Annotated in this window: 21 protein-coding genes and 1 tRNA gene; 8 read left to right on the plus strand and 14 right to left on the minus strand. The window is 70.2% G+C overall.

All coding sequences use genetic code 11. From position 1 onward, the window contains the following. Positions 1–464: 464 nt before the first annotated feature. From ABT001_RS00910 to galU, 7 genes are all read right to left on the minus strand, one after another. Positions 465–538, minus strand: a tRNA-Ala gene (locus ABT001_RS00910). Positions 539–626: 88 nt separating this feature from the next. Continuing rightward, on the minus strand, positions 627–1,754 hold the full coding sequence (gene sepX, locus ABT001_RS00915; RefSeq protein ID WP_502967393.1) for a divisome protein SepX/GlpR: 1,128 nt from the start codon (positions 1,752–1,754) through the stop codon (positions 627–629). Positions 1,755–1,911: 157 nt separating this feature from the next. Further along, positions 1,912–2,541, minus strand: a complete 630-nt coding sequence (locus ABT001_RS00920) for a GNAT family N-acetyltransferase (RefSeq protein ID WP_351270329.1) — start codon at positions 2,539–2,541, stop codon at positions 1,912–1,914. 17 nt (positions 2,542–2,558) lie between these two features. Beyond that, positions 2,559–3,083, minus strand: a complete 525-nt coding sequence (locus ABT001_RS00925) for a MogA/MoaB family molybdenum cofactor biosynthesis protein (RefSeq protein ID WP_351270332.1) — start codon at positions 3,081–3,083, stop codon at positions 2,559–2,561. Next, complete coding sequence (gene moaC, locus ABT001_RS00930; protein WP_351270335.1) at positions 3,080–3,580, minus strand: cyclic pyranopterin monophosphate synthase MoaC; 501 nt, start codon at positions 3,578–3,580, stop codon at positions 3,080–3,082. The genes ABT001_RS00925 and moaC overlap by 4 nt, the downstream gene beginning before the upstream one ends. Positions 3,581–3,706: 126 nt before the next feature. After that, positions 3,707–5,032, minus strand: a complete 1,326-nt coding sequence (glp, locus tag ABT001_RS00935) for a molybdotransferase-like divisome protein Glp (protein ID WP_351270337.1) — start codon at positions 5,030–5,032, stop codon at positions 3,707–3,709. Between the two features lie 4 nt (positions 5,033–5,036). Then, on the minus strand, positions 5,037–5,939 hold the full coding sequence (gene galU / locus ABT001_RS00940; RefSeq protein ID WP_351270340.1) for a UTP--glucose-1-phosphate uridylyltransferase GalU: 903 nt from the start codon (positions 5,937–5,939) through the stop codon (positions 5,037–5,039). 106 nt (positions 5,940–6,045) lie between these two features. Here galU and ABT001_RS00945 point away from each other — a divergent pair, with 106 nt between their 5' ends. Then, positions 6,046–6,645 carry a 5-formyltetrahydrofolate cyclo-ligase gene (locus ABT001_RS00945; protein ID WP_351270342.1) on the plus strand — a complete coding sequence of 200 codons (600 nt, stop codon included), beginning with the start codon at positions 6,046–6,048 and terminating at the stop codon, positions 6,643–6,645. Here the strand turns inward: ABT001_RS00945 and ABT001_RS00950 are convergent. Beyond that, positions 6,632–9,376: a penicillin acylase family protein gene (locus tag ABT001_RS00950; RefSeq protein WP_351270345.1), complete on the minus strand. Its 2,745-nt coding sequence runs from the start codon at positions 9,374–9,376 to the stop codon at positions 6,632–6,634. The two genes, ABT001_RS00945 and ABT001_RS00950, sit on opposite strands and share 14 nt — an antisense overlap. Before the next feature lie 277 nt (positions 9,377–9,653). Between ABT001_RS00950 and ABT001_RS00955 the strand changes: the two genes are divergently transcribed. The 5 genes from ABT001_RS00955 to ABT001_RS00975 all read left to right on the plus strand — a co-directional run bounded on the left by ABT001_RS00955 (position 9,654) and on the right by ABT001_RS00975 (position 14,968). Beyond that, positions 9,654–11,207, plus strand: a complete 1,554-nt coding sequence (locus ABT001_RS00955) for a potassium/proton antiporter (protein WP_351270730.1) — start codon at positions 9,654–9,656, stop codon at positions 11,205–11,207. A 320-nt stretch (positions 11,208–11,527) separates the two neighbouring features. Next, the gene (locus ABT001_RS00960) at positions 11,528–12,808 is read left to right on the plus strand and encodes an MFS transporter (RefSeq protein ID WP_351270348.1); all 1,281 of its coding nucleotides are present in this window, start codon (positions 11,528–11,530) and stop codon (positions 12,806–12,808) included. Positions 12,809–12,874: 66 nt separating this feature from the next. Next, positions 12,875–13,231 (plus strand): FmdB family zinc ribbon protein, encoded by a 357-nt coding sequence (locus tag ABT001_RS00965; RefSeq protein WP_351270351.1) that lies wholly within the window; start codon positions 12,875–12,877, stop codon positions 13,229–13,231. A gap of 89 nt (positions 13,232–13,320) precedes the next feature. Then, on the plus strand, positions 13,321–14,169 hold the full coding sequence (locus tag ABT001_RS00970) for an S-methyl-5'-thioadenosine phosphorylase (RefSeq protein ID WP_351270354.1): 849 nt from the start codon (positions 13,321–13,323) through the stop codon (positions 14,167–14,169). Between the two features lie 238 nt (positions 14,170–14,407). Continuing rightward, positions 14,408–14,968, plus strand: coding sequence for an RcpC/CpaB family pilus assembly protein (locus ABT001_RS00975; RefSeq protein WP_351270356.1), 561 nt, complete (start codon positions 14,408–14,410; stop codon positions 14,966–14,968). Between the two features lie 97 nt (positions 14,969–15,065). On the opposite strand, the gene ABT001_RS00980 is transcribed toward ABT001_RS00975, so the two are convergent. Genes ABT001_RS00980 through ABT001_RS01005 form a run of 6 tightly spaced genes read right to left on the minus strand, consistent with a single transcriptional unit; the run spans position 15,066 to position 20,490 of the window. Beyond that, the gene (locus ABT001_RS00980; protein ID WP_351270359.1) at positions 15,066–15,287 is read right to left on the minus strand and encodes a hypothetical protein; all 222 of its coding nucleotides are present in this window, start codon (positions 15,285–15,287) and stop codon (positions 15,066–15,068) included. Between the two features lie 21 nt (positions 15,288–15,308). After that, complete coding sequence (locus ABT001_RS00985) at positions 15,309–15,713, minus strand: hypothetical protein (protein WP_351270361.1); 405 nt, start codon at positions 15,711–15,713, stop codon at positions 15,309–15,311. Beyond that, the gene (locus tag ABT001_RS00990) at positions 15,710–16,405 is read right to left on the minus strand and encodes a QcrA and Rieske domain-containing protein (protein ID WP_351270364.1); all 696 of its coding nucleotides are present in this window, start codon (positions 16,403–16,405) and stop codon (positions 15,710–15,712) included. Before ABT001_RS00990 ends, ABT001_RS00985 begins: the two co-directional genes overlap by 4 nt. Then, positions 16,402–17,004: a 4Fe-4S dicluster domain-containing protein gene (locus tag ABT001_RS00995; RefSeq protein WP_329229861.1), complete on the minus strand. Its 603-nt coding sequence runs from the start codon at positions 17,002–17,004 to the stop codon at positions 16,402–16,404. The genes ABT001_RS00990 and ABT001_RS00995 overlap by 4 nt, the downstream gene beginning before the upstream one ends. Before the next feature lie 7 nt (positions 17,005–17,011). Beyond that, positions 17,012–19,336 (minus strand): molybdopterin oxidoreductase family protein, encoded by a 2,325-nt coding sequence (locus ABT001_RS01000; protein ID WP_351270367.1) that lies wholly within the window; start codon positions 19,334–19,336, stop codon positions 17,012–17,014. After that, positions 19,333–20,490, minus strand: a complete 1,158-nt coding sequence (locus ABT001_RS01005; protein ID WP_351270370.1) for an MFS transporter — start codon at positions 20,488–20,490, stop codon at positions 19,333–19,335. The genes ABT001_RS01000 and ABT001_RS01005 overlap by 4 nt, the downstream gene beginning before the upstream one ends. Positions 20,491–20,686: 196 nt before the next feature. On the opposite strand from ABT001_RS01005, the gene ABT001_RS01010 reads away from it, so the two are divergent. Together ABT001_RS01010 and ABT001_RS01015 are read left to right on the plus strand one after the other, a co-directional pair. Further along, positions 20,687–21,784, plus strand: coding sequence for a P1 family peptidase (locus ABT001_RS01010; protein ID WP_351270373.1), 1,098 nt, complete (start codon positions 20,687–20,689; stop codon positions 21,782–21,784). 276 nt (positions 21,785–22,060) lie between these two features. Continuing rightward, on the plus strand, positions 22,061–22,807 hold the full coding sequence (locus ABT001_RS01015) for a DUF6227 family protein (protein ID WP_351270376.1): 747 nt from the start codon (positions 22,061–22,063) through the stop codon (positions 22,805–22,807). Positions 22,808–22,825 lie beyond the last annotated feature (18 nt).

Consider the following 22,825-nt stretch of genomic DNA (forward strand, 5'->3'; position numbering starts at 1 on the left):
CTGTGATTGCTGCGGCGGCTGTGTGACGAGAGTCGACTCGTGTGCCGAATCCTTAGCGACGCCTGATCGGGGCGGATCGGTTCCAGGGGATCGCTGTGCGGTCGGTGTCACGGGCTCGGGCCAGGACGTTCGCAAGTCCCATACCTGCGTGGCGAGTTCGAGTGGCACTCCCACAATCACCACCGGCCGGGAGCCCCGGACGGCGCCGACCTCCGCACAGCCGCCGTCGACCCGCACGGACAACCCCAGACCGTCCACGCACGCCTTGACCGCCCAACAGGTCGGCGCGCACACCCATGCCCACACACCGGAGGGCGGCCGTACGGCGGCCACCGGACCATCTCGGTGCGCGCACCCCGACCTCTCGCCGTGCCCGGAAACGACGAAATCCCGACCGATCGAAGTGATCGGACGGGATTTCGTGAACCGTTTACGAGGTGACTCGCAGACGGCCCTGCGTGCGGTGGACCTGTGGGGATTTGAACCCCAGACCCCCTCGATGCGAACGAGGTGCGCTACCAGACTGCGCCACAGGCCCTTGCAACGAGTGAAACTCTAGCACCCTCACCGGGGTGCTCGGAAATCCGTATCCCGGCAGGTCACCGAGTCGGGGTCTCCCACCGGTCTCACTCGTTGGCGGCGCGCGGCCGGTCCTCTTCGTCGTACTGGTCGAAGAGCGGGGTCCGGCCTCGGTCACGGGTACGCCGGGGCGCGTTACCGCGGCGGCGCGGGGCCTCGTCGGCGGCGGGTGCGGCGGATTCCTGGGTCTCGTGGCTGCCCGTACGGCTGGGTTCGGCCGGGCTGGAGCGGGCCGCACTCCAGGTCTCCGGGTCGCCGACCTCCACCCCGCCCGTCGCCCGCGGGGCGACCGGGGCGGTGACATAGGTCGGCAGGGGTACCGGAACCGGCTCCCAGCTGTCGCCCTGGGCCGGTCCGCGTTCCCGCTGCTGGTCGACCCACTCCGCGTGGTCCGTCTGCTCGACGAGAGCGCGCCGGCCCGCCTCCTGGGGCGAGACCGTGGGTGCGGGCGCGGGCACCCCTCCGGGTTCCTCGTCGGGCTCGGCCGGGGCCGAGGACGCGGGCTGGTGCCTGCGGGGCCGGTTCTCGCGCAGTCGCTGCGCGGCCACCTCTGCCCGGCGCCGGTCCATGGTGAAGACGAACCGTCGGCGCTCCTGGGTGCGCAGGTGCACGATGTACGTGCTCAGCAGCAGGGCCGGGACGGCCGGCGCCCAGAGGAACCGCAGTCCGCCCACCGCCGCGACGATCGCGCCGAGCGTGAACGCCATGAAGAGGACCGTGGTGGTACGCCGGCGACGCGCCAGGACCTGCGAGCGCTGTCGGCGCTCACGCTCGGACTCCGCGCCGGAAGGGCGCGAACGCCGGGCGGGCGCCGGTGGGCGGGAGACCCGGCCCTGCGGACGCTGCTGGTCCGGACGGGCTGTCGCGGGGTCGGTCAACCGCGCTTCCGTATGCGCCGGAGGCGCGGAAAAGGCCCGGACGTCGACGGACTCCAATCGGTCCGTGACGGCATCCGGGTCCACGTCGCCAGGCGCCTGCTCGGCATCCCGCTCCCGCAACTCCTTGGCATAACGGCGCTCCATGGCCGCCCGTCCGGACAGAAGCCGGATGGCGGTGCTGAAGCGTTCAGTCGGACGCGCCTCATTGAGCTCGTCCTGCCTGCGGAGCCACATCGGCACCAAGTAGGCGGCCCAGGCACCGACGATGACTGCGTAGATGAGGCCGCTACTGCTCACGCTCACACCGTAGAGGGGTTTGCACGGCAGCATCCGCCAATTGGCCCGGTGTGTCGCACGTTCAGGCTGATACGACGATCTTTTTTTGCGATTGTTCGGGTCGACAGGCACTGAAAGTGAGGCTGATTACACGCGGAGAGGGATTAAATTCGAACACTTATTTCATTTCTCCAGGGGCGTGCGGTGCCCCCGGCGTTCCCGGCCGCATCCTGCGCCAACGTCGCAGCAGCCCGTCGGGCACCTCCTCCGCCGTGAGGGCGAAGATCAGGTGATCCCTCCACGCACCGTCGATGTGGAGATAACGTGGACGAAGTCCTTCCGCACGGAATCCGAGTTTCTCCACGACCCTCCGGCTAGGGCCGTTCTCGGGCCGAATGCACACCTCGATCCGGTGCAGCCCGACCGTACGGAAACAGTGGTCCACGGCGAGCGCCACCGCCGTCGGCATGACGCCACGGCCCGCCACGCTCCGGTCGACCCAGTAACCGACATGGCCCGAGCACATCGAGCCCCAGGTGATGCCCGCCACCGTCAGCTGACCGACGAGACGCCCCTCGTACTCGATGGCGAAGGGCAGCATCCGTCCGGCGTTCGCCTCGGCCCGCAGGTGGCGGACCATCTGACGGTAGGTAGGACGCTGGGCCACCGGGCCGCCGGGGGCCGGCGGTGGGACGGTCGCCTCCCAGGGACGCAGCCAGTCACGGTTGCGCCGGTTGACCTCGCGCCACGCGCTCTGGTCGCGCAGCTTTATCGGGCGGAGGGTGACGGCACCGTCGGACAGGATCACCGGCCAGGTCCGGACGTTCAGCTCGGGCTCCCGGGTCGGGGGTGGTCTCCGCCGCGCAGTTGGTCGACGGCGTGCACCAGAAGCCTGCTGAGGACCGCGAGTCCATCGCGTACGCCGCCGGTCGAACCGGGCAGGTTGAGGACAAGGGTGCGGTCCGCGATGCCCGCGAGGCCTCGGGAGAGCGCGGCGGTGGGGACCTTGTCCCTGCCCTCGGCGCGGATCGCCTCGGCGATCCCCGGGATCTCGCGGTCCAGGACGCGGCGGGTCGCCTCCGGAGTGCGGTCGGTGGGCGAGATGCCCGTACCGCCGGTGGTGACGATCACGTCGTAACCCGCGACCACTCCTGCCCGGAGGGCCGCTTCCACCGGATCTCCGTCGGGTACGACCTGGGGGCCGTCGACGGCGAACCCCAGACCGGTGAGGGCCCCGGCGATGAGCGGGCCGCCCTTGTCGGCGTACACGCCGGCGGAGGCCCGGTTGGAGGCGGTCACGACGAGGGCGCGGTAACCGCCGGTGGCAGCCGGACTGCCGGGGGCGGTCATGCGTCCGCCCCGTCCGGCGCGGGGCGCCGGTAGTCGCCGGACTTGCCCCCGGATTTCGCCTCGACGCGGACATCCGTGATCACGGCGCTCTTGTCGACCGCCTTGATCATGTCGATCACCGTGAGCGCGGCGACCGACACGGCGGTCAGCGCCTCCATCTCGACCCCCGTACGGTCGGTGGTCTTCACAGTCGCCGTGATCTCCACCGCGTCGTCGGCGACGCTCAGGTCGACCTTCACGCCGGAGACGGCGAGCGGGTGGCAGAGCGGGATCAGATCCGGGGTGCGCTTGGCCCCCATGATCCCGGCGATGCGCGCGGTGGCCAGGGCGTCGCCCTTGGGGACACCCTCGCCCCTGAGGAGTTCGACGACACGCGGTGAAACGAGGACCCGGCCGCTCGCCCGGGCGACACGTGCCGTGACGTCCTTCTCGGACACGTCGACCATGCGGGCGGCACCCGCCTCGTCGATGTGCGTCAGCCTGTTCTGCGTACTCAACTCACTCCGCCTCGCGGTAGGGCGCCGGTTGCCCGCCCGTCCCGCGCCGAGGCGCGGGACGGGACGGCCCGGGGGCTTCCCCCGGTAAGGCACAGCGCCAGATACCGTACCGCCACAGCGCCGAAGTCAGCGGAGGAGGATCACCTCGGCCTCCGCGCCGGGCTCGGCGGAGGTGACGTCCTCGGGCAGCACGATCAGCGCGTCCGCCTGGGCGAGGGCGGCGATCAGATGCGACCCGGGCCCGCCGACGGGTGTCACGGTGCCCGCCTCGGCGTCGTACGTCCCGCGCAGGAACTGGCGTTTTCCGGACGGCGAGGCGAGCGCCTCGTCCGTGCTGAGCGTCGCCCGCACCTTCGGACGGTGGACGTCCTGAAGGCCCATCAGCGTCAGGATCGCCGGGCGCACGAAGAGCTCGAAGGAGACGTACGAGGAGACCGGATTTCCGGGCAGCGCCAGCAACGGCGTGTGGTCCGGGCCGATCGAACCGAAACCCTGCGGCTTGCCCGGCTGCATGGCGAGCTTCCGGAAATCGACGCTGCCGCCGGCCTTGTCCTCGTCCTCGTCCCCCGGCGAGGAAACGGAGGACAGGGCCTCCTTGACCACGTCGTACGCACCGACGCTCACACCGCCCGTGGTGACGACGATGTCGGCGCGGATCAGCTGGTCCTCGATCGTGGTCCGCAGCGTTTCCGCGTCATCGGCGACCGCGGCGACGCGGTAGGCGATGGCCCCCGCGTCCCGGGCGGCGGCCGTCAGCGCGAAGCTGTTGGAGTCGTAGATCCGGCCGGCGGTCAGCTCCTCGCCCGGCTGCGCCAACTCGCTGCCGGTCGACAGCACGACGACGCGCGGACGTGGCCGCACCCGCACCGTCGCACGGCCGATCGCCGCGAGCAGACCGATCTGCGGCGGTCCCACGATCACACCCGCGCGCAGTGCCATGTCACCGGGCCGCACATCGCTGCCCTTGGCCCGGACATGGGCGCGCGGTTCGACGGGGCGGTAGATACGGACCTCGCCGCTCGCCCCTTCCGGTGCGTCGCTGTGCGCCCGCATGCCGTCGACGGGGCCTCCGCCCGCGCCGCCGTCGGTCCACTCGACCGGGACGACCGCCTCGGCGCCGGCGGGCAGCGGAGCACCGGTCATGATGCGCGCGGCCTCGCCCGGCCCGACCGACCGGCCGTCCGCCAGGCCTCCGTCGCCCGCGGCGACGTCACCGATGACGGTGAGAACAGCGGGGAACTCCTCGCCGGCGCCCTCGACATCGGAGATCCGGACGGCGTACCCGTCCATCGAGCTGTTGTCGAAGGGCGGCAGGGCGACGTCCACCACGACGTCCTCGACCAGTACACAGCCCAGGGCGTCGAGCAGTTGCAGCTCGATGGGTTCGAGCGGCTTCACCGCGGCGAGGATGTCGTCCAGGTGCTCGTCCACCGACCAGATCGTGCTGCTCAAGCTGTTACAACTCCTCGTTGACGTAACTGCGCAGCCAGGACCGGAAGTCCGGGCCCAGGTCCTCACGTTCGCACGCGAGTCTGACAATGGCACGCAGGTAGTCGCCGCGGTCACCGGTGTCATAGCGGCGGCCCTTGAAGACGACGCCGTGCACCGGGCCGCCGATCTTCTCGTCCTCGGCCAGCAGCTGGAGGGCGTCGGTGAGCTGGATCTCGCCGCCGCGGCCGGGCTCGGTCCTGCGCAGTATGCCGAAGACCGCAGGGTCCAGGACATAGCGGCCGATGACGGCGAGATTGCTGGGCGCCTCGGCCCTCTCGGGCTTCTCCACGAGTCCGGTGACCCGGACGACGTCGCTGTCGGTGGTGGCCTCGGTGGCCGCGCATCCGTACATGTGGATCTGTGCGGGGTCGACCTCCATCAGGGCCACGACGCTGCCGCCCTCGCGCTCCTGGATCTCGACCATCCTGGCGAGGAGCGGGTCACGCGGGTCGATGAGGTCGTCACCGAGCAGGACGGCGAACGGCTGGTCACCGACGTGCGGAGCGGCACAGAGCACGGCGTGTCCGAGGCCGCGCGGGTCGCCCTGGCGTACGTAGTGCATGGTGGCCAGGTCGCTGGACTCCTGGACCTTGGAGAGCCGTTCGGCGTCTCCCTTACGGGTCAGCGCGGACTCCAGCTCGTAGTTCCGGTCGAAGTGGTCCTCCAGGGGACGCTTGTTACGACCGGTGATCATCAGTACGTCGGAGAGGCCTGCGGTGACCGCTTCCTCGACGACATACTGGATGGCGGGCTTGTCGACGACAGGCAGCATCTCTTTGGGAGTGGCCTTGGTGGCCGGCAGGAACCGGGTGCCGAGACCTGCAGCTGGAATGACAGCTTTGCTGATCCTGGGGCGCGACTGAGTCATGCGCAGAACTGTAACCGGTGCCTATGGGCGGAAGATGAGCGTCCGGTTAACTTCGTTCTCATACATCCACATAAACGAGCTATGCGAGCACCCGTTGAACGATGACATGTCCCGAAAGGCGGCGCTGCGACGGGAACTGCTCGCCGCGCGACGGCTCCTCACCTCGGAAGACGTCGGAAAGGCCGCCGCGGTTCTCTCCTCGGCCGCCTCGGATCTTCCCGAGCTGACCGACGCCCGGACCGTGGCGGCCTACGTGTCCGTGGGGCGCGAACCGGGAACCCACGCGCTCCTGGACGCCCTTCGGGCGCGGGGCGTACGCGTGTTGTTGCCGGTACTCATGGCGGACAACGACCTGGACTGGGCCGTGTTCGAGGGAGCGGAGCACCTCGTGCCCGCCGGCCGGGGGCTGTTGGAGCCGGACGGGACACGCCTCGGGCCGGAGGCGGTCCTGGAGACCGACGCGGTGCTGCTGCCCGGGCTCGCCGTGGACGGGCGCGGGATGCGTCTGGGACGCGGCGGGGGGAGCTACGACCGGGTGCTGGCGCGCCTCGCCTCGGCCGGGGCGTGCCCCGCCCTCATCGTCCTGCTGTACGACGACGAGGTGGTCGCGCGGGTCCCTGAGGAACCGCACGACCACCCCGTTGATGCCGTGGTCACGCCGGCCGGAGCACGGCGTTTCCCGAAGCGGAGCCCTAGGGTTTCTTGAGTGTCAGGGTGTCGACCGTGGACTGCTCCACGGCGTTCTCCTCGAAGGACCAGTCGAGCAGTTCACCCTCGACCCACTTGTCCGTCTGGTCGGTGTAGTGCGCGCTGAACGCGTGCCCGGAGGCGCCGGTGAGGTTGATCCACCGGGACTTGTCCCAGTCCTCCACGTTGACGACCATCCGCATCGACGGCACCCAGATGACCTCGTAGCCGCCCGCCGCGTTCCAGCCGGAGGCGTTGACCGCCGCCTCGCCACCGCCGAGGTCCCAGGGCCCCCGGTTGAGGGCCCGCTGCAGAAGGTCGGGGCCCTCGGTGCCGAGCGTCTGGTTGCGCAGGGTCAGCTGGTGCAGCCGGCCCCAGCTCCAGGTGCTCATGTCCTTGCCCAGCTCGGCGGTCAGCTCCCAGCGCGCGTCCTCCATGGCACGCGCGAAGAGCTCGTCACGGCTGTCGATGGCCTCTTCGCGCCCCTGGGCCGGGACCTTCCACCACTCGTTGTCCCGGTCGTCCAGGATGTTCTCGACCACCTCGTACCAGCGGTCGCCGCCGTCCGGCTGTGCCGCGTCCGGGGCGCGCTGCCCGCACTCCCGTACGAGCTTGTCCTGCTCGTCCACCGGGCCCGAGCCGGCGACCGGCTTCACGTAGATGCAGTCGCCCTTGGCCCGCATCTCCTTGGGGAGCTTGTTGCCGAAGGCCAGCTTGAGGATGTTGCGCCAGACGCCGTTGAAGTACGCGGCGGCGGCCGAATCGGGCTCCTGGGTGTAGTCCCAGCCCTCCAGCAGCTTCTGGGCCTCGCGGACGTCCTTGTCGGAGATGCCGATCTTCTTCAGTTCGGGCACCAGCTTCGCGGCGATCGCGCTCTGGTTGTCCATCTGCATCGTCTGCATGTCGTCGGTCGAGATCTTCTCGCCGCCGTCGATCTTCTTCTTGAGCAGGTCGTTGATCCGCTGGCTGCGGGCGCCGTAGCCCCAGTCCTTCGTGAGCATGTGTTCGTACTCGTCGCCGATGACGGCCTGGTTGGCGGTGACGATGTAGCCGCGGTCGGGGTCGTACTCGTACGGCAGCTCGTCGAAGGGGATGTACTCCTCCTCCCAGCCGTAGTCGGCGGACCAGCCGGGGCTGGGCATCGTGCCGTCGCCCTTGAGGCGGACCGGGATCTTGCCGGGGGCCTGGTAGCCGATGTGGCCCTCGGTGTCGGCGTAGACGAGGTTCTGCGACGGCACCTCGAAGTGCTCGGCTGCCTTGCGGAAGCTCGTGAAGTCCTTGGCCCGGTTGAGCTCGAACACCGCGTCCATGGACTTGCCGGCTTCGAGCGCCGTCCACTTCAGGGAGACGCCGTATCCGTCGCCGCGGTCGGGCGCGGTGTTGCCGACGGGAGCCTTCTTGCCGACCTTCTCCAGCTCGCCGTTGCGGTCGGAGACCAGTGGGCCGTGGTTGGTCTCACGGACGGTGATCTTCCTGCTCCTGCCGCCCGCGACCTTGATGGTCTCCTCACGGGTGACGAAGGGCTGGGTCTTGCCGTCGTACTGGTAACCGTCGGCGGAGACCTTCTCCAGGAAGAGGTCGGTGACGTCGGCTCCGAGGTTCGTGAAGCCCCACGCGATGTCCTGGTTGTGACCGATGATCACACCGGGCATCCCGGAGAACGTGTAACCGGCCGTGTCGTACCGGCACGACTCGGAGAGCTGACGGCAGTGCAGCCCCATCTGGTACCAGAGCGAAGGCAGCTGCGGCGCCAGGTGCGGGTCGTTGGCCAGCAGGGCGTTACCGGTCGTCGTGTGCTCGCCGGAGACGACCCAGGAGTTCGATCCGATGCCGTTGCCGTTGGGGCCGAGGAGCGCCGGGATCTCGTCCAGGGTGTCGCTGAGCGCGGAGAGCTGGGTGTTCAGGCCCTCGGTCGCGCCTTCGACGGTCTCGGAGCCGATGCCGCCGGACGGCTCAGCCTCCGGGTCGTACTTCCCGGTGGCCGGGGAGACGCCGCCCCGCTCGACGATCGGCGTGTTCTTCTCGTACGGGTAGTCCGGGTAGAGGTCCTCGATCTGCTCGTCGCTGAGCCTGCTGGTCATCAGCGAGCGGTCGATCTCGTCCTGCATGTTGCCGCGCAGGTCCCAGGCCATCGCCTTCAGCCAGGCGACCGAATCGACCGGGGTCCACTCGGTGGGCTTGTAGTCGTTGGTGAGACCGAGCGCGGCGTACTCGACGGAGATGTCCGCGCCGTCCTTGCCGTCCAGATACGCGTTCACCCCCTCCGCGTAGGCCTGGAGGTTCTTCTTGGTGTCCTCGTCCAGGACCTTGTCGTACTCCTCCTGCGCGACCTTGCGCCAGCCCAGCGTGCGCAGGAAGGAGTCGGTCTCGACCTGGCCGGCGCCGAACATCTCGGAGAGCCGTCCGGACGTCATGTGACGGCGGACGTCCATCTCCCAGAATCGGTCCTGGGCCTGGACGAAGCCCTGGGCGCGGAAGAGGTCGCTGTCGGTGTCGGCGTAGATCTGCGGGATCCCGTAGTCGTCGCGTTTGACGTCGACGTCACCGGACAGACCCTTGAGTTCGATCGAACCGGTGGTCTGCGGGTACGAGGCCCGGACCGTGGAAACGGACCAGTACGCGCCGTATCCGACACCCGCGACAAGCGCCAGCACCAGGACGATCACGAACAGGCGGGCGCGTCGCCCCTTCTTCCTGCTGGTCTTCTTCGCAGCGGAAGACCCGGAAGGGGCGGTTGTGTTGGCGGGCATCGCTGTCCTTCGAGGGGCAGGGTGGTCCTGGGAGTGCAGGAGCAACCATAGGCGCCCCGCCGAAGCCACTCGGACGCGGTATGGGGATGCATCCATTTGCGCACCGGTTCGCACGGACACTCGAAGGCGTCAAGAAAACGTTAAAGATTAGGTAAGGTAACGAAGTACTGGCCGCCGGAGGCCGATCCGGGAGGCGTACGCAGGGAAGGAACGGACCCTGACTGTCCACGCGCTCAACGAACTTCTGCTTGTCTGCTCGGTCGTGCTGCTGGTCGCCGTGGCGGCCGTCCGCATCTCGTCCCGCAGCGGGCTCCCCAGCCTGCTCCTGTACCTCGGCATCGGAATCGCCATGGGGCAGGACGGCATCTTCGACGTCAAGTTCGACAACGCCGAGTTGACCCAGGTGATCGGCTACGCCGCCCTGGTCGTCATCCTCGCCGAAGGCGGCCTGGGCACGAAGTGGAAAGAAGTGAAACCCGCCCTGCCGGCGGCAGCCGTCCTGTCCACAGTCGGCGTGGCCATCAGTGTGGGCGTCACCGCGAGCGCGGCGCACTACCTCGTCGGTCTGGACTGGCGGCAGGCCCTGATCATCGGCGCCGTCGTGTCCTCCACCGACGCCGCGGCCGTCTTCTCCGTGCTGCGCAAAGTACCCCTCCCCTCCCGGATCACCGGTGTCCTGGAGGCCGAATCCGGCTTCAACGACGCCCCCGTGGTCATCCTGGTGGTGGCGTTCTCCACCGCCGGCCCCGTGGAGCACTGGTACGTACTCGTCGGTGAGATAGCCCTGGAGCTGGCCATCGGCGCGGCGATCGGTCTCGCCGTGGGCTGGCTCGGCTCCCTCGGTATCCGCCATGTGGCACTGCCCGCCTCCGGGCTCTACCCGATCGCCGTCATGGCCATCGCGGTGTCCGCGTACGCGGCGGGCGCCATGGCCCACGGCAGCGGATTCCTGGCCGTCTACCTGGCGGCGATGGTCCTCGGCAACTCCAAGCTTCCCCACTGGCCCGCCACCCGGGGCTTCGCCGACGGGCTCGGCTGGCTCGCGCAGATCGGCATGTTCGTCCTGCTCGGACTGCTGGTCACCCCGCACGACCTGATCGACGACTTCTGGCCCGCCGTGATCGTGGGGCTGGTCCTCACCGCCGTCGCCCGGCCGTTGTCGGTCTTCCTCAGCCTCGCGCCGTTCCGTCTGCCCAAGCGCGAGATGGCCCTGATGTCCTGGGCCGGGCTGCGCGGTGCCGTGCCCATCATCCTGGCGACTATCCCCATGGTGTCCGGCATCGAGGGCAGCACCCGGGTCTTCAACATCGTGTTCGTACTCGTCATCGTCTACACGCTGATCCAGGGACCGACACTGCCCTGGCTCGCGAAGGCCCTGAAGATCTCCGACGCCCCCTCGGAGACGTCGGACCTCGGCATCGAGTCGGCCCCTCTGGAGCGGCTGCGCGGCCATCTCCTGTCCGTCGCGGTACCCGGCAGTTCCAAGATGCACGGCGTGGAGGTGGCGGAACTCCGGCTGCCCGCAGGGGCCGCGGTCACTCTCGTCGTGCGGGACGGCAAGAGCTTCGTCCCCGCGCCCGCGACCGTCCTGCGCCGCGGGGACGAACTGCTCGTCGTCGCTACCGATCCGGTGCGCGATGCCACGGAGGCACGGCTGCGGGCGGTTGGCGAGGGCGGCAAGCTGGCCGGCTGGCTGGGCACCGGCGGCGCGGACCGCCGGACCGGCGGCAAGGCGGGTCTGCCCCCGGTCGCGAGACTGGCGAAGAGGCTGGGCAAGGACTCCGAGGACCGCCCCCGGGACAGAGCGGGCGGCAGGCAGGCCCACCATTGACCGGAGGCGTCGCGTGAGCGACCGCACACATTCGCAGGCCTGCCGGGGCCCGAGCCTGTAAGATGAAGGACTGGATCTCTTGATCCACTCGATGTGAACCTGATCGACCAACTCTGCCTGACGCAGAGCTGGCGCGACCGTATGGCGGTCGTGGCGTCCTTTCGCCTCAGTCGTGGCGTCTTTCGCCTCTGGAGCGAGCGCCCGGCATCTACCGCAGTTCCGCGCGAAGAGGACAGCTCTCGGCAGCTCCCGCATGCCCCCGCACCCCGGTGCGGACCGGCTCAGGAGCACGGCCACCAGGCGGCAGAAAGGCATGGACCGTGGCGTCCACGGTCTCCGACCGCCCCGGTTACGGGCAGTTGCTGCGCACCCCTGGTGCGTGGACCTTCCTCCTGCCGGGCTTCGCCGCCCGGCAGCCCTTCGCGATGCTGACCATCGGCATCGTGCTGCTGGTGCAGCACACCACCGGTTCGTACGGCAGCGCGGGCGCCGTGGCCGCCGTCTCCGGCGTCTCGATGGCCCTGTTCGCACCCCAGAGCGGCAGGCTCGCCGACCGGTTCGGCCAGCGTGCCGTACTGCTGCCCGGCGTCCTGATCCACGCCGCCTCGGTCGGTGCCCTCACGGCGCTGGCCCTCGCGGACGTCCCCCTGTGGGCGCTGGCCCTGGCCGCGGTGCCCACCGGAGCCTCCATCCCGCAGGTCGGGCCCATGGTGCGGGCGCGCTGGGCCGCCCGGCTCGGTGCCGCGCCGGGTCGGCCGGCCTCCCCGCTGATGACCACGGCCGCCGCCTTCGAGTCCGTGACGGACGAATTCACCTTCGTCGTCGGCCCCGTGCTCGCCACTGCGCTGTGCACCGGCGTACACCCGGCCGCCGGACTGATCGCGGAGGCCGTGCTGACGCTCGTCGGCGGCCTCCTGTTCGCCGCCCAGCGCTCCACCCAGCCCGCCACACGGAACGCCGCGACCGCCGCCGAGCCGCACCGCTCGGCGCTCTCCGTGCCGGGCGTCCGCGTCCTGGCGATCACCTTCCTGGGCATCGGCACCGTCTTCGGCGGCATGCAGGTCTCCCTGACGGCGTTCTCCGAGGAGATCGGCCGACCCGGCGTGAACGGCCTGCTGTACGGAGTCTTCGCGGCGGGCAACATGCTGGCCGGAATCGCCTGCGGGGCCATCGCCTGGAAGAGCAGCCCGCGCCGCCGGCTGATCGTCGGTTACGTGGCCCTGGCACTCACCGCCTCCGGGCTCTGGGCGGTGCACTCCGTGCCACTGCTGGCGGGGCTCGGACTGCTGGTCGGGCTGTGCATCGCTCCCGCGCTGATCAGCGGCTACACCCTGGTCGACGCACTGGTGCCCACCTCCGCCAGGACCGAGGCCTTCACCTGGCTGACGGGCGCCGTGGCGCTCGGCCAGGCGGCCGCCGTCACGGTCGCCGGACAGCTCGCGGACGCCCATGGCGCGAGCACCGGTTTCATGGTCCCGATGGCCGGTACCGTGCTGGCGCTGGCGACCCTGCTGGCACTGCGTTCACGGCTGACGCCACTGCCCGCGGGGCGGACCGTGGCACGTGGGATCGGTCACCGCGAGCCGGTCACGGTGGACTGATCGCGCGGAATACGTCAGTATGGAGCGTCGTTAGCACTCATTGAGTGAGAGTGCCAGGAGGAGCAAGTGCCGACTTACCAGTACCAGTGCACCGAATGCGGCGAGGGCCTCGAAGCGGTGCAGAAGTTCACCGATGACGCCCTGACCGTGTGCCCGAACTGCGAAGGACGCCTCAAGAAGGTGTTCTCGGCCGTCGGCATCGTCTTCAAGGGATCCGGTTTCTACCGGAACGACAGCCGCGGCTCCTCGTCGAGCAGCACGCCGGCCACGTCGTCGTCCTCCAAGGCGTCCGACTCGTCCGCCGGGTCGTCCTCGTCGGGATCGAAGTCGGAGTCGAAGTCGGAGTCGAAGCCCGCCGCTTCGGCCGCCGCGTCTTCGTCCTCGAGCTCTTCCACGTCGTCGAGCGGCACGTCTGCCGCCTGAGAGCGCCCGCATACACCACACGTTTCACAGGGACCCCGCTGATCGACTCGGCGGGGTCCCTGTCGTGCGTGCCCGGTTAGTGTGACCGCATGGTGAACGCAGAAACGGGTACAGCGGAAATCGGTGTCATCGGCGGATCGGGCTTCTACTCCTTCCTGGAGGACGTGACCGAGATCCAGGTGGACACCCCCTACGGGCCGCCGAGCGACTCCCTCTTCCTGGGTGAGCTCGCGGGCCGCCGGGTGGCCTTCCTCCCCCGCCACGGCCGTGGCCACCATCTCCCGCCCCACCGGATCAACTACCGTGCCAACCTCTGGGCCCTGCGTTCCGTCGGCGTACGCCAGGTGCTCGGCCCCTGCGCGGTCGGCGGCCTTCGCCCGGAGTACGGGCCGGGGACCCTGCTCGTCCCGGACCAGATGGTCGACCGCACCAAGGCTCGGACACAGACCTTTTACGACGGTGAGCCCCGGGCCGACGGGACCGAACCGAACGTCGTGCACCTCGGCTTCGCCGACCCGTACTGCCCCGAAGGACGCAAGGCCGCCCTGACGGCCGCGCGCGGACGCGGCTGGGAGCCCGTGGACGGTGGAACCCTCGTCGTGGTCGAGGGCCCGCGCTTCTCGACCCGCGCGGAGTCGCGCTGGCACGCGGCGATGGGCTGGTCGGTCGTCGGGATGACGGGACACCCGGAAGCGGTGCTCGCCCGTGAACTGAACCTCTGCTACACGACGCTGACGCTGGTGACGGACCTCGACGCGGGCGCCGAGGCGGGCGAGGGCGTCAACCACACGGAGGTGCTGGAGGTGTTCGCCGCCAACGTGGACCGGCTGCGGTCGGTGCTCTTCGACGCGGTGGCCGGCCTGCCCGCGAACGACGAGCGCCACTGCGTCTGTGCGCACGCGTTGGACGGGATCGACACGGGGATCAAGCTGCCGTAGGCCTCGGCGCGTACGTCTCACGCCTCCTACGCCAGCGGCCTCGTACGTCTGCGGCCTGTTCGTCTGCGGCCCTGTTCGTCTCCGACCTCGTACGTCTCCGGCCCCGTACGGGTGGCCGGGTTTTCCACATCGTGCGGGTTGTCCACAGGGCCGAGCGGGATCTGTGCGGTGGGTGGATCGTGAGGGGAGTCCGGCGGAAATCCGCAGGACTCCCCCTTCACGACAGGTGGTGTCAGCCATGGCTTACTCCGTGCCCGATACACGTCCCGCGCCTCCCGCACCCTGTGGGGTCCCGTCCTTCGGGCCGCTGCGTGTGCGGGGCGGCGGTGGTCAACGACTCCGGCGTGTGCTGCGCGGACAGCGCCGGGCGCTCGCCGCGGGGTTCGCGCTGACCTCCGCCGTGCTCGCGGTGTCGGGGCTGGGTGGAGAAAGAGGGGCGGCCGCCCTTCCCGGGGGCGCGCCACCGGGGCCTGAGCGGCGGGCCGTGCGGCTGGTGTCCGCTCCGGTGCGGATCGCCGACGCGGAGGCGGTCGGGCTGCTGCGTCCCGGCGACCGCGTCGATGTGATCGCCGCTGTCGACGGGGACGCCGAGGCCAGGGTGGTGGCACGCGACGTACGGGTGGCGAAGGTTCCGCGCGGCACGGGCGTGGGGCGGACCGCGTCCCTGGGGGCAGACGTGGGCACGGGCCCGGGAGGCGGCGCCCTGGTGGTCCTGTCCGTGGAGCGGGACACCGCGACGGCGCTGGCGGGCGCCGGTGCGTCGGGTCAGCTCGCGGTGGCGGTGTCCCATGCCGAATAGGACGGGCGTCGCGTCAACTCACCCGACGTACGCACACTCGCGGTGGCCGTCGTCATCGGTGCCGCGTCCCAGCCGGAACTCCCGCCGGCTTCCGGTGTCAGACGTGGTGGGGCGGCTTCTCGTCGAGGAAGCGCGCCAGGTCGGCCGCGCCACCGCCGGCAGGAGCCCGCTCACCCCACCCCTGATCCGTGTCGTCCGAGGACTGCCGGTCCAGCGGATCGTCGAAGACCAGAGCCGGTGGCTTGGGCCTGGGCTCCTGCGCAGGCTGCGACGACTGCGGCTTCGATTCTCGCGGTCCGGGGGTGGGGGCGGTACTCATACGTCCAGGGTACGGCCGGGCTCAGCGATCCTTCGGGTCGAGCAGCCACAGCCCCAGCACGACGAGGAACGACAGGCACAGGAAGCCGGCACCCCACCAGGCCGTTCCGGTGTTGCCCTCCATCCACACGTTGACGACCTCCGTCAGGGCCCACAGCTGACCGATGACGACGCTCATCGCCAGTACCAGCCGGGCCGTCAGCTTCGCGGAGCGCTCCGGTTCCTGCTCCGAGCCGGCCCCGGGCCCCGGACCGGTGTGGCGCACGCGGGGATCGGCGTAGCCGCTGGTGGGCCGGATCTGGGGGTAGCGCTCATGGACGGGTCGGTTCAGCTCGGCGCGCGCGCTGCCGGGGTGGTAGTCGGGATATCGCGTACCGGCGGGTCTGGGGGGACGCGGCGGTTCGATCGGGTCCAGGGGCTCGGTCATGACCGCACCCCCGTGCCCGTGGCATCGGACGGGGCGGGCGCGGGCGGCGCCTCCGCGCCGCCCCCGGTACCGGGGCAGCCGATCCGTTCGGCGAGATCCGGACGGTCGTCGCTGAGCTGGCGGCACAGCCCCTCCTCGACGCTCTCCCCCGAGCGGGTGGTGCCGACGGCCCAGATACTGCCGTCCTCCAGCTCGGTCAGCGCCACCTTGGGGAGGCCGCGGGGCGGCGGACCAGCCGTGACCTCACCGGTGCGGGCGTCGAAGACGCCCTCGTGACAGGGGCAGTAGAGCTCGCCCTCCGTCCCCCGGTCCTTGCGCCAGAGCACGGCGCACGCCAGGTGGGTACAGACGGCGGAGTAGCCGACGAGGGTGCCGTCGTCCATCCGCACGGCGACGGCCCGGTCCTCGTCGCCCGGGTAGCGGAAGGCGAGGGACTGGCCGGGGAGCAGTTGCGCGGCGATGCGCTTCGGGGCGGGCGCCTTCCCGTCCTCCGTCTCACCGTGCCGGTGGAGGATGCCGCCGGCCACGGCCAGACCGCCGACAGCGAGGCCGCCGGAGACGGTGGCGACGATCCGGAGGTAGTCACGCCGAGTGGTCAGCGAGTCGGCGGCGATCCTGTCGTGCAATGCTTCCCGAGAGTCGCTCCCGGGGCTGTGGTCGGGACCCGGCTGCTGCTGTTCGGTGACGCTCATCGGCGGACGTCCTTCCCGTTGATCTCGACGACGGGCAGACCACCGGGCACCGGCCACTGGACCCGCTCCGCGGGCACGACCATGGCCACGCCGGTACGGACCTCGCTCTCACCGAAGACGAAGGTGTCGGCGACCTGCACACCAGGGCGTTCCGCCTGGAGCTCCTCGACCGTGCCGTAGAAGAGGGCGCCGGTCGGACAGACCGTGGCGCACATGGGGGCGAGCCCGTAGGCGGTGCGGTCGTAACAGAGGTTGCACTTCATCTGCAGCTTCGCCTGGAGGTCGATCTTCGGGACACCGAAGGGGCAGGCGTTCACGCAGTTGGCACAGCCGATGCAGCGGGTGGTGTCGGCCTGCTGCACGACTCCGTCGGCGGTGACCAGGATCGCGTCGGCCGGGCAGACCTCGGCGCAGGGGGCCACCGGGTCCTCGCAGTGCATGCAGACCGTGGGAAGGGAGGCGACGGAGGAGCCCTCGTCGGTGTAGTCGAGGTGGATCATCGACTTGCCGCGGTGCGAGTCGCACTCCCGGCAGGCGGAGACACAGGCCTGACAGCCGATGCAGCGCCCCGGGTCGATGAACATCGTTCTGCCCATCATCCGGACATCAGCTCCTTTCCGAGGTTCCACGGCCCTGCGGGGCTGTGGGCGGCAACGGGTCGGTGCGGGAGACCTGGGTCTCCGGGTAGGCGACGTGGCCGGGGGCGACGGGTGGCGCGGGGACCTCGTCGATCGCTTCGGCGTGCTCGACACGGCAGGCGCAGACCTTGTACTCGGGGATCTTGGAGCGGGGGTCGAGGGCGTCGATGGTGAGTGCGTTGGCCGCGGTCGGGACGGGCCAGTGGTAGGGGATGAACACCGTGTCGGGCCGGATCGCCTCGGTGACCAGGGCGGGGAAGACCTCGCTGCCGCGCCGGGTGACGACGCGGACGGGTTCGCCGTTGCGGAATCCGTGGGACGGATGGAGCTCGGCCCAGGGCCGGGGAGTCTGCTCGACGAGGGCGCCCAGCCGGCGGGTCTGGTTTCCGGAGAGGAAGTGGGCGACGGTGCGTCCGGTGGTCAGCGTCATCGGGTGCTCGTCGTCGTACGGGTCGGCCGGGGGGTGCCATTCGACGACCTGCATATGGATCTTGCCGTCGGCGTGGTAGGTCGTGCCGTCCTCGAACAGCCGGGGGGTGCCGGGGTGGTCGGTGGACGGGCAGGGCCAGGCGATCCCGCCGGTCTCCTCGAGCCGTTCGTAGGTGATGCCGGAATAGTCGATGACGGTGCCGGCGGATGCCCTGCGCAGTTCGTCGAAGACGTCACGCGAGCCGCCGTAGGTGAATTTGTCCCCCTGTCCGAGCCGGCGGGCGATCTCGCACATCACCCAGGTGTCGGTCCGTACCCCGGAGGGTGGTTCCTGGGCCTTGTTGTGCTTGACGACGCGTGCCTCGGCATTGGCCATCACGCCTTCGTCCTCGGCCCAGATGGTGACAGGGAAGACGACGTGCGCGTTGGCGGCGGTCTCGGAGAGGAAGAAGTCGAACTGGGCGTGGAATTCGGTGGTGTCGTACCCCTCCTTGACCACGGCGTAGTTGGGGAGCGAGACGAAGGGGTTGTTGCAGATGCCGATCAGGCCGCGGATCTCCTGGCGCTGCATCTGCCAGACCATTTCCATCATCGACGTACCGGCGGTCGGGAGTTCGGACTCCTCGATGCCCCAGATCTCACAGATCTGCCGGCGGTGCTCCTCGTTGAGGATCGAGCGGCCGCCGGGGAGGAGGTCGGCCTTCTGGCCGTGCTCGCGGCCTCCTTGTCCGTTTCCCTGGCCGGTGAGGGTGCCGTAGCCGGCGCCGGGCTTGCCGATGTGGCCGGTGGCGGTGCAGAGGTTGATCACACTGAGGCAGTTCTCGACGCCCTGCGTGTGGTGTTCGATGCCCCGGGCGTGGAAGGCCATGGCCTTGGGTGCGCGGGCGAAGGCGCGGGCGACCTGGACGACCTGCTCGGCGGGGATCCCGCAGATCTCGGCGGCGCGGGACGGGGGGTACTGGGCGACGTCGGCCTTGACCTCCTCCCAGCCGGTGGCGTGAGCCGCGAGGTAGGCCTCGTCGGTGAGACCCTCCTCGATGACGACGTTCAGCACGGCGTTGAAGAAGGCCGAGTCGGTGCCGGACTTGAGCGCGACATGAATGTCCGCGGTGCGCGCGACCGCCGTCTCGCGCGGGTCGATCACGATCAGGGTGGCGCCGCGGTCCCGGGCTCCCCAGACGTACTGGGTCAGCACGGGGAAGCACTCGCCCACGTTGGCCCCGGCGAGCAGGAGACAGTCGGTGAGCAGGATGTCGGAGAAGGGGTTGCCGGCCCGGTCGATGTTGAAGGCGAGCTTGTTGGCACCGGCGGCGCTGACCATACAGAGCCGGCCGTTGTAGTCGACATGCTTGGTCTTCAGCGCCACCCGGGCGAACTTGCCGACCAGGTAGGTCTTCTCGGAGAAGAGGCTGGCCCCGCCGAGTACGCCGAAGGCGTCCCGTCCGTGGTCCTGCTGGATGCGCTTGATCTCGGAGACCGTGAAGTCGAGCGCCTCGTCCCAGGAGACCTCCCGCAGGTCCTCGTCGCGGGAACGGCGCATGAGGGGGGCCGTGAGCCGGTCCGGGTGGTTGACCTGCTGGTAGGCGTTGATGCCCTTGGGGCAGAGCCGCATGCGGTTGATGTCGTGGTTGCGGGGTTCCACGCCGAAGACCTTGCCCCCGCGGTCCACGCGGAGATACATCCCGCACTGGACGCCGCAGAAGCAGCAATGAGTGGGGACGAGCGTCTCGCCGTTCTGGTCGGCGTGCCACTGGTCGGCCGGGATCCCGCCCGCGTCCCGGAATCCCCGAGTCCCCGGTGGGGCGAGCGAGGGGTCGATGGGGAGGACCGTGCGGCCGTCGGCTGCGGGTGGGTACGCGGTCACTTGAAGCCCTTCTTGACCTGGGTGAGATAGGCGCTACCGCGCAGCACCCGCTTGCAGCGGGGGCAGTATTCGGCCCATGCGTCGAAGCCGAGTTCGAGGTCACGCATGGTGCCGCGCAGATTCTCGACGTACGGGCCGGTGTCGATGGCTTCCCCGCAGCGGCGGCACGCGAAGACCTTGTCGTCCTGGCGCCCGGTGTACTTGAAGAGCTGCATGCCGACGGCTGCCGGGCGCTGCACGATGTGGAAGAACTTCCCGAACGGGATGTAGATGAGGGTGAAGACCACCGACACCATGTGGAGGATCGCCAGGAACTCGTATCCTCCGCCGTGCAGGAAGATCGAGGAGAAGGTGAGCAGCAGGCCGGTCACCGAGATGATGATCAGGGCGAGCAGCGGCACCATGTCGTAGGCGAACCGCTGTCCGGTGATGGCCCCGCGGTCCTTCATGCGGCGCCAGAGGAAGTATCCGGCGCCGGGGATGACCAGCACCGCGGCGATGTCCAGGCCGTGGAACATCAGCCAGCCGAGGAAGTTCAGCGAGTCGAATCCGATGATCTTGATGCCCCACATGCGCATCTCGTAGCCGGGTCCCGAGCCGCTGCCCGAGGTGAAGGTGAACCAGCCCCAGGTCAGCGGGAAGGTGATCAGCGCTGCGAGGATGCAGCCCCAGAAGATCAGCTGGTGGGCGGCCCAGCGTGCGTGGGAGCGGGCCCCGAGGAACTTCTGGAAGCCGAGATAGGTCGCGATCATCTTCGGCAGGGCGGTGGGCGCCTTGCGGAAGTTCTCGGACGAGAAGAGGCTGCGCCAGCCGTTCCTGAAGAGCCGTCGGGCGCCGGGGGCCGAGACCCAGGCCGTGTAGCGGTAGGCGACACCGAAGGCGAGGAAGACGGTGGCGACGGCGTACGGGAGCAGCGCCGAGTCGAAGTCGTGCAGCAGGCGGCTGCCGAGGACGATCGCGAGGATCAGCAGCCCGGAGACCACGGCGCCGGCCAGGGTCGCGCGGCCGGAGACGGATCGTGGGAGGTTCCGGGCTGCCCGCGCGGCGACGGAGGACCCTGGGCCGGTCGGCCGCCCGGCCGCCCCGCCTGACGTGCCGGTGGGGGTCCCGGACTCGGACTGCTCGGCTGCGGCGGGTTCTGGTGGCTCGGTCACCCGGCCACCGTAGGGCCGGGGCAGTCCCCAAGTCCCGTTATATCCACTGATGGTGTGACTGTGTCGCCCAAGTGGCCCGCGCACACGGGGCTGGGACCGGAGGGCTGCGGCGCGTATCCACGCTCCCGGCAGTCACCTGTACGTTCACCGTTGCACGGCACCAGCGCCGTCCCGCCCGTGAGGAGCTGAGCTCGACATGACCGAGGAACTGCCCGCACCTGGCCCGGTGGCCGCGCATCCCGGCCCGATGGACGCGCTGACGGATGTGGCCGGGATCCGCGTCGGGCACGCCCGGGTGCCGGGCCCGGACGCTCTGAGCGGGACCACTGTCGTCCTGTCCCCCGAGGGCGGAGCCGTGGCGGCCGTCGATGTGCGCGGAGGCGGACCCGGCACCAGGGAGACGGACGCGCTCGATCCGCGCAATCTGGTGCAGCGGATCGACGCGGTCGTCCTCACCGGCGGCAGCGCGTACGGCCTCGACGCCGCGTCAGGCGTGATGGCCTGGCTGGAGGAGCAGGGGCGTGGGGTCCGGGTCGGCCCCGATCCCTCACACGTGGTGCCGGTGGTGCCGGCGGCCTGTCTCTTCGACCTCGGCCGGGGCGGTGACTGGCGGGCCCGCCCCGACGCGTCGACCGGTCGTGCCGCCGTGGAGGCGGCCGCCGCCGCCGGACCGGGCGCGCGGGTCGCCGAGGGCACGGTGGGCGCCGGCACGGGGGCGGTGGCCGGACAGCTCAAGGGCGGCGTCGGCACGGCGAGCGTACGCCTGCCCTCCGGGGTCACGGTCGCCGCGCTCGCCGTCGTCAACGCGGCGGGTTCCGTCGTCGATCCGCGGACCGGGGTGCTGTACGGGGAGTACGGCGCGGGAGAGCCGCCCGCGCACCCCGCTCCCCCGGTGCACGCGGCCGCGCGCCGACGGCTGGCCGACATCGGCGGCGGCGCACGGCCGGAGGGCGACGCACAGGGGAGCGGCGTCTTCAACACCACGCTGGCCGTCGTCGCCACGGATGCCGCGCTCACCCGGCCCCAGGCACAGAAGCTCGCGGGCACGGCCCACGACGGGATGGCGCGTGCCATCCGGCCGGTCCACCTGCTCACCGACGGGGACACCGTCTTCGCACTGTCCACCGACCGGGTGTCCTTGCCTCCGGAGCCCACCGCCACGCTCAACGAGATCCTGGCGGCGGGGGCCGACGCGCTGACCCGCGCCATCGTGAAGGCCGTCGGAGCGGCGGAAGGAGTCGACGGCCCGGGAGGCACGTTCCCCTCGTACGGCGAGCTCTACGGCACGTCCTGAGACGGCACTTCCTGAGACGGTGCGCCCAAGACGGCGCACTCAGGACGGCACGTCCTGAGACCTGGCGCCCCGAGGGGCCCTGAGGGGCCTGAGGGGCACACCCGGGGCGGCTCGCTCCGGGACTTCACACCCTCGACTGGGCGCGCCGTCTCGAACAATGAGGGAACTTTCTGCGTGCGCGGTACGTTTTTTGCGAACCCCGGTCACGATGTCAGACCCAGGGACTACGTTATGCACGCATCAGGTAACACGCGGCAACGGCCTGGAGACAGCACCTTGAGCGATCCGTACGAGACAACCGAGCAGCACCTCGAGCGACTCCTGCGATGCGCCCTCAACTCCTTCGACCTGTGCGATGTCACGGTGGACCGGCTCGGGACGGCGCTGGCGCACAGCAGTGCCCTGCACTCGTCCCATCACAGTGCCGTCCTGCACCGCGAGACCTACCGGCACAGCTATCTGCTCTCCGACGGCACCACGCTCACCCTGTGGGAGCTGGTGCACGGAGGCGGCAGGGACGTCCCGGCGCCCCTCAGGCACGAGCTGTACGACGACGAGGGCGACGCACAGATCGCCGCCGCGCGCCTCGTCGGCGGCTTCTGGGACACCCCCGCCTTCGGTGACGACAGCCAGAGGGAGGACCTGGAGGCGTTCACCTTGCTCATGAGCGTCCCTCCGACCCCTCTGCCCCGCGTGTACGCCCCGGACAATTCGGCGGACCACGCCCGCCGCGTCCTGCGCCGCGCGGAGAACGGCGACCGGCCTGGCGCCGGGGCTGCGGGGCTGCTCCGGGCGGCGTTCGCCCACCACATCACCCAGGTCTTCGGCCGCCAGTGCCGCGTCGACGGACGCGACGCCGGGTTCACGCTCTACGAGCACGCCTTCCTCCTCCTGGACGGCAGCGAGACGAGCCTCTGGGAGGTGGAGCACACCGCCACACCCGACGGCCGCCACATGTGCGAGGTCTACGACGACGAGCAGACCGCACGCCTGGCCATGGAGAACCGCACCCGGATCTGCTGACCGACCGGCCCCAGGCGT

The organism is Streptomyces sp. NPDC002793, assembly GCF_040295485.1.
Classification (GTDB): domain Bacteria; phylum Actinomycetota; class Actinomycetes; order Streptomycetales; family Streptomycetaceae; genus Streptomyces.

What these genes read in the sequence shown, in the direction of transcription:
- ABT001_RS00925 (WP_351270332.1), bottom strand. Translation starts at nt 3,083, where the DNA reads ATGACCGCCCCCGGCAGTCCGGCTGCCACCGGCGGTTACCGCGCCCTC.
- galU (WP_351270340.1), bottom strand. Translation starts at nt 5,939, where the DNA reads ATGACTCAGTCGCGCCCCAGGATCAGCAAAGCTGTCATTCCAGCTGCA.
- ABT001_RS00945 (WP_351270342.1), top strand. Translation starts at nt 6,046, where the DNA reads ATGTCCCGAAAGGCGGCGCTGCGACGGGAACTGCTCGCCGCGCGACGG.
- ABT001_RS00950 (WP_351270345.1), bottom strand. Translation starts at nt 9,376, where the DNA reads ATGCCCGCCAACACAACCGCCCCTTCCGGGTCTTCCGCTGCGAAGAAG.
- ABT001_RS00970 (WP_351270354.1), top strand. Translation starts at nt 13,321, where the DNA reads ATGGTGAACGCAGAAACGGGTACAGCGGAAATCGGTGTCATCGGCGGA.
- ABT001_RS00975 (WP_351270356.1), top strand. Translation starts at nt 14,408, where the DNA reads ATGGCTTACTCCGTGCCCGATACACGTCCCGCGCCTCCCGCACCCTGT.
- ABT001_RS00980 (WP_351270359.1), bottom strand. Translation starts at nt 15,287, where the DNA reads ATGAGTACCGCCCCCACCCCCGGACCGCGAGAATCGAAGCCGCAGTCG.
- ABT001_RS00985 (WP_351270361.1), bottom strand. Translation starts at nt 15,713, where the DNA reads ATGACCGAGCCCCTGGACCCGATCGAACCGCCGCGTCCCCCCAGACCC.
- ABT001_RS00990 (WP_351270364.1), bottom strand. Translation starts at nt 16,405, where the DNA reads ATGAGCGTCACCGAACAGCAGCAGCCGGGTCCCGACCACAGCCCCGGG.
- ABT001_RS00995 (WP_329229861.1), bottom strand. Translation starts at nt 17,004, where the DNA reads ATGATGGGCAGAACGATGTTCATCGACCCGGGGCGCTGCATCGGCTGT.
- ABT001_RS01010 (WP_351270373.1), top strand. Translation starts at nt 20,687, where the DNA reads ATGACCGAGGAACTGCCCGCACCTGGCCCGGTGGCCGCGCATCCCGGC.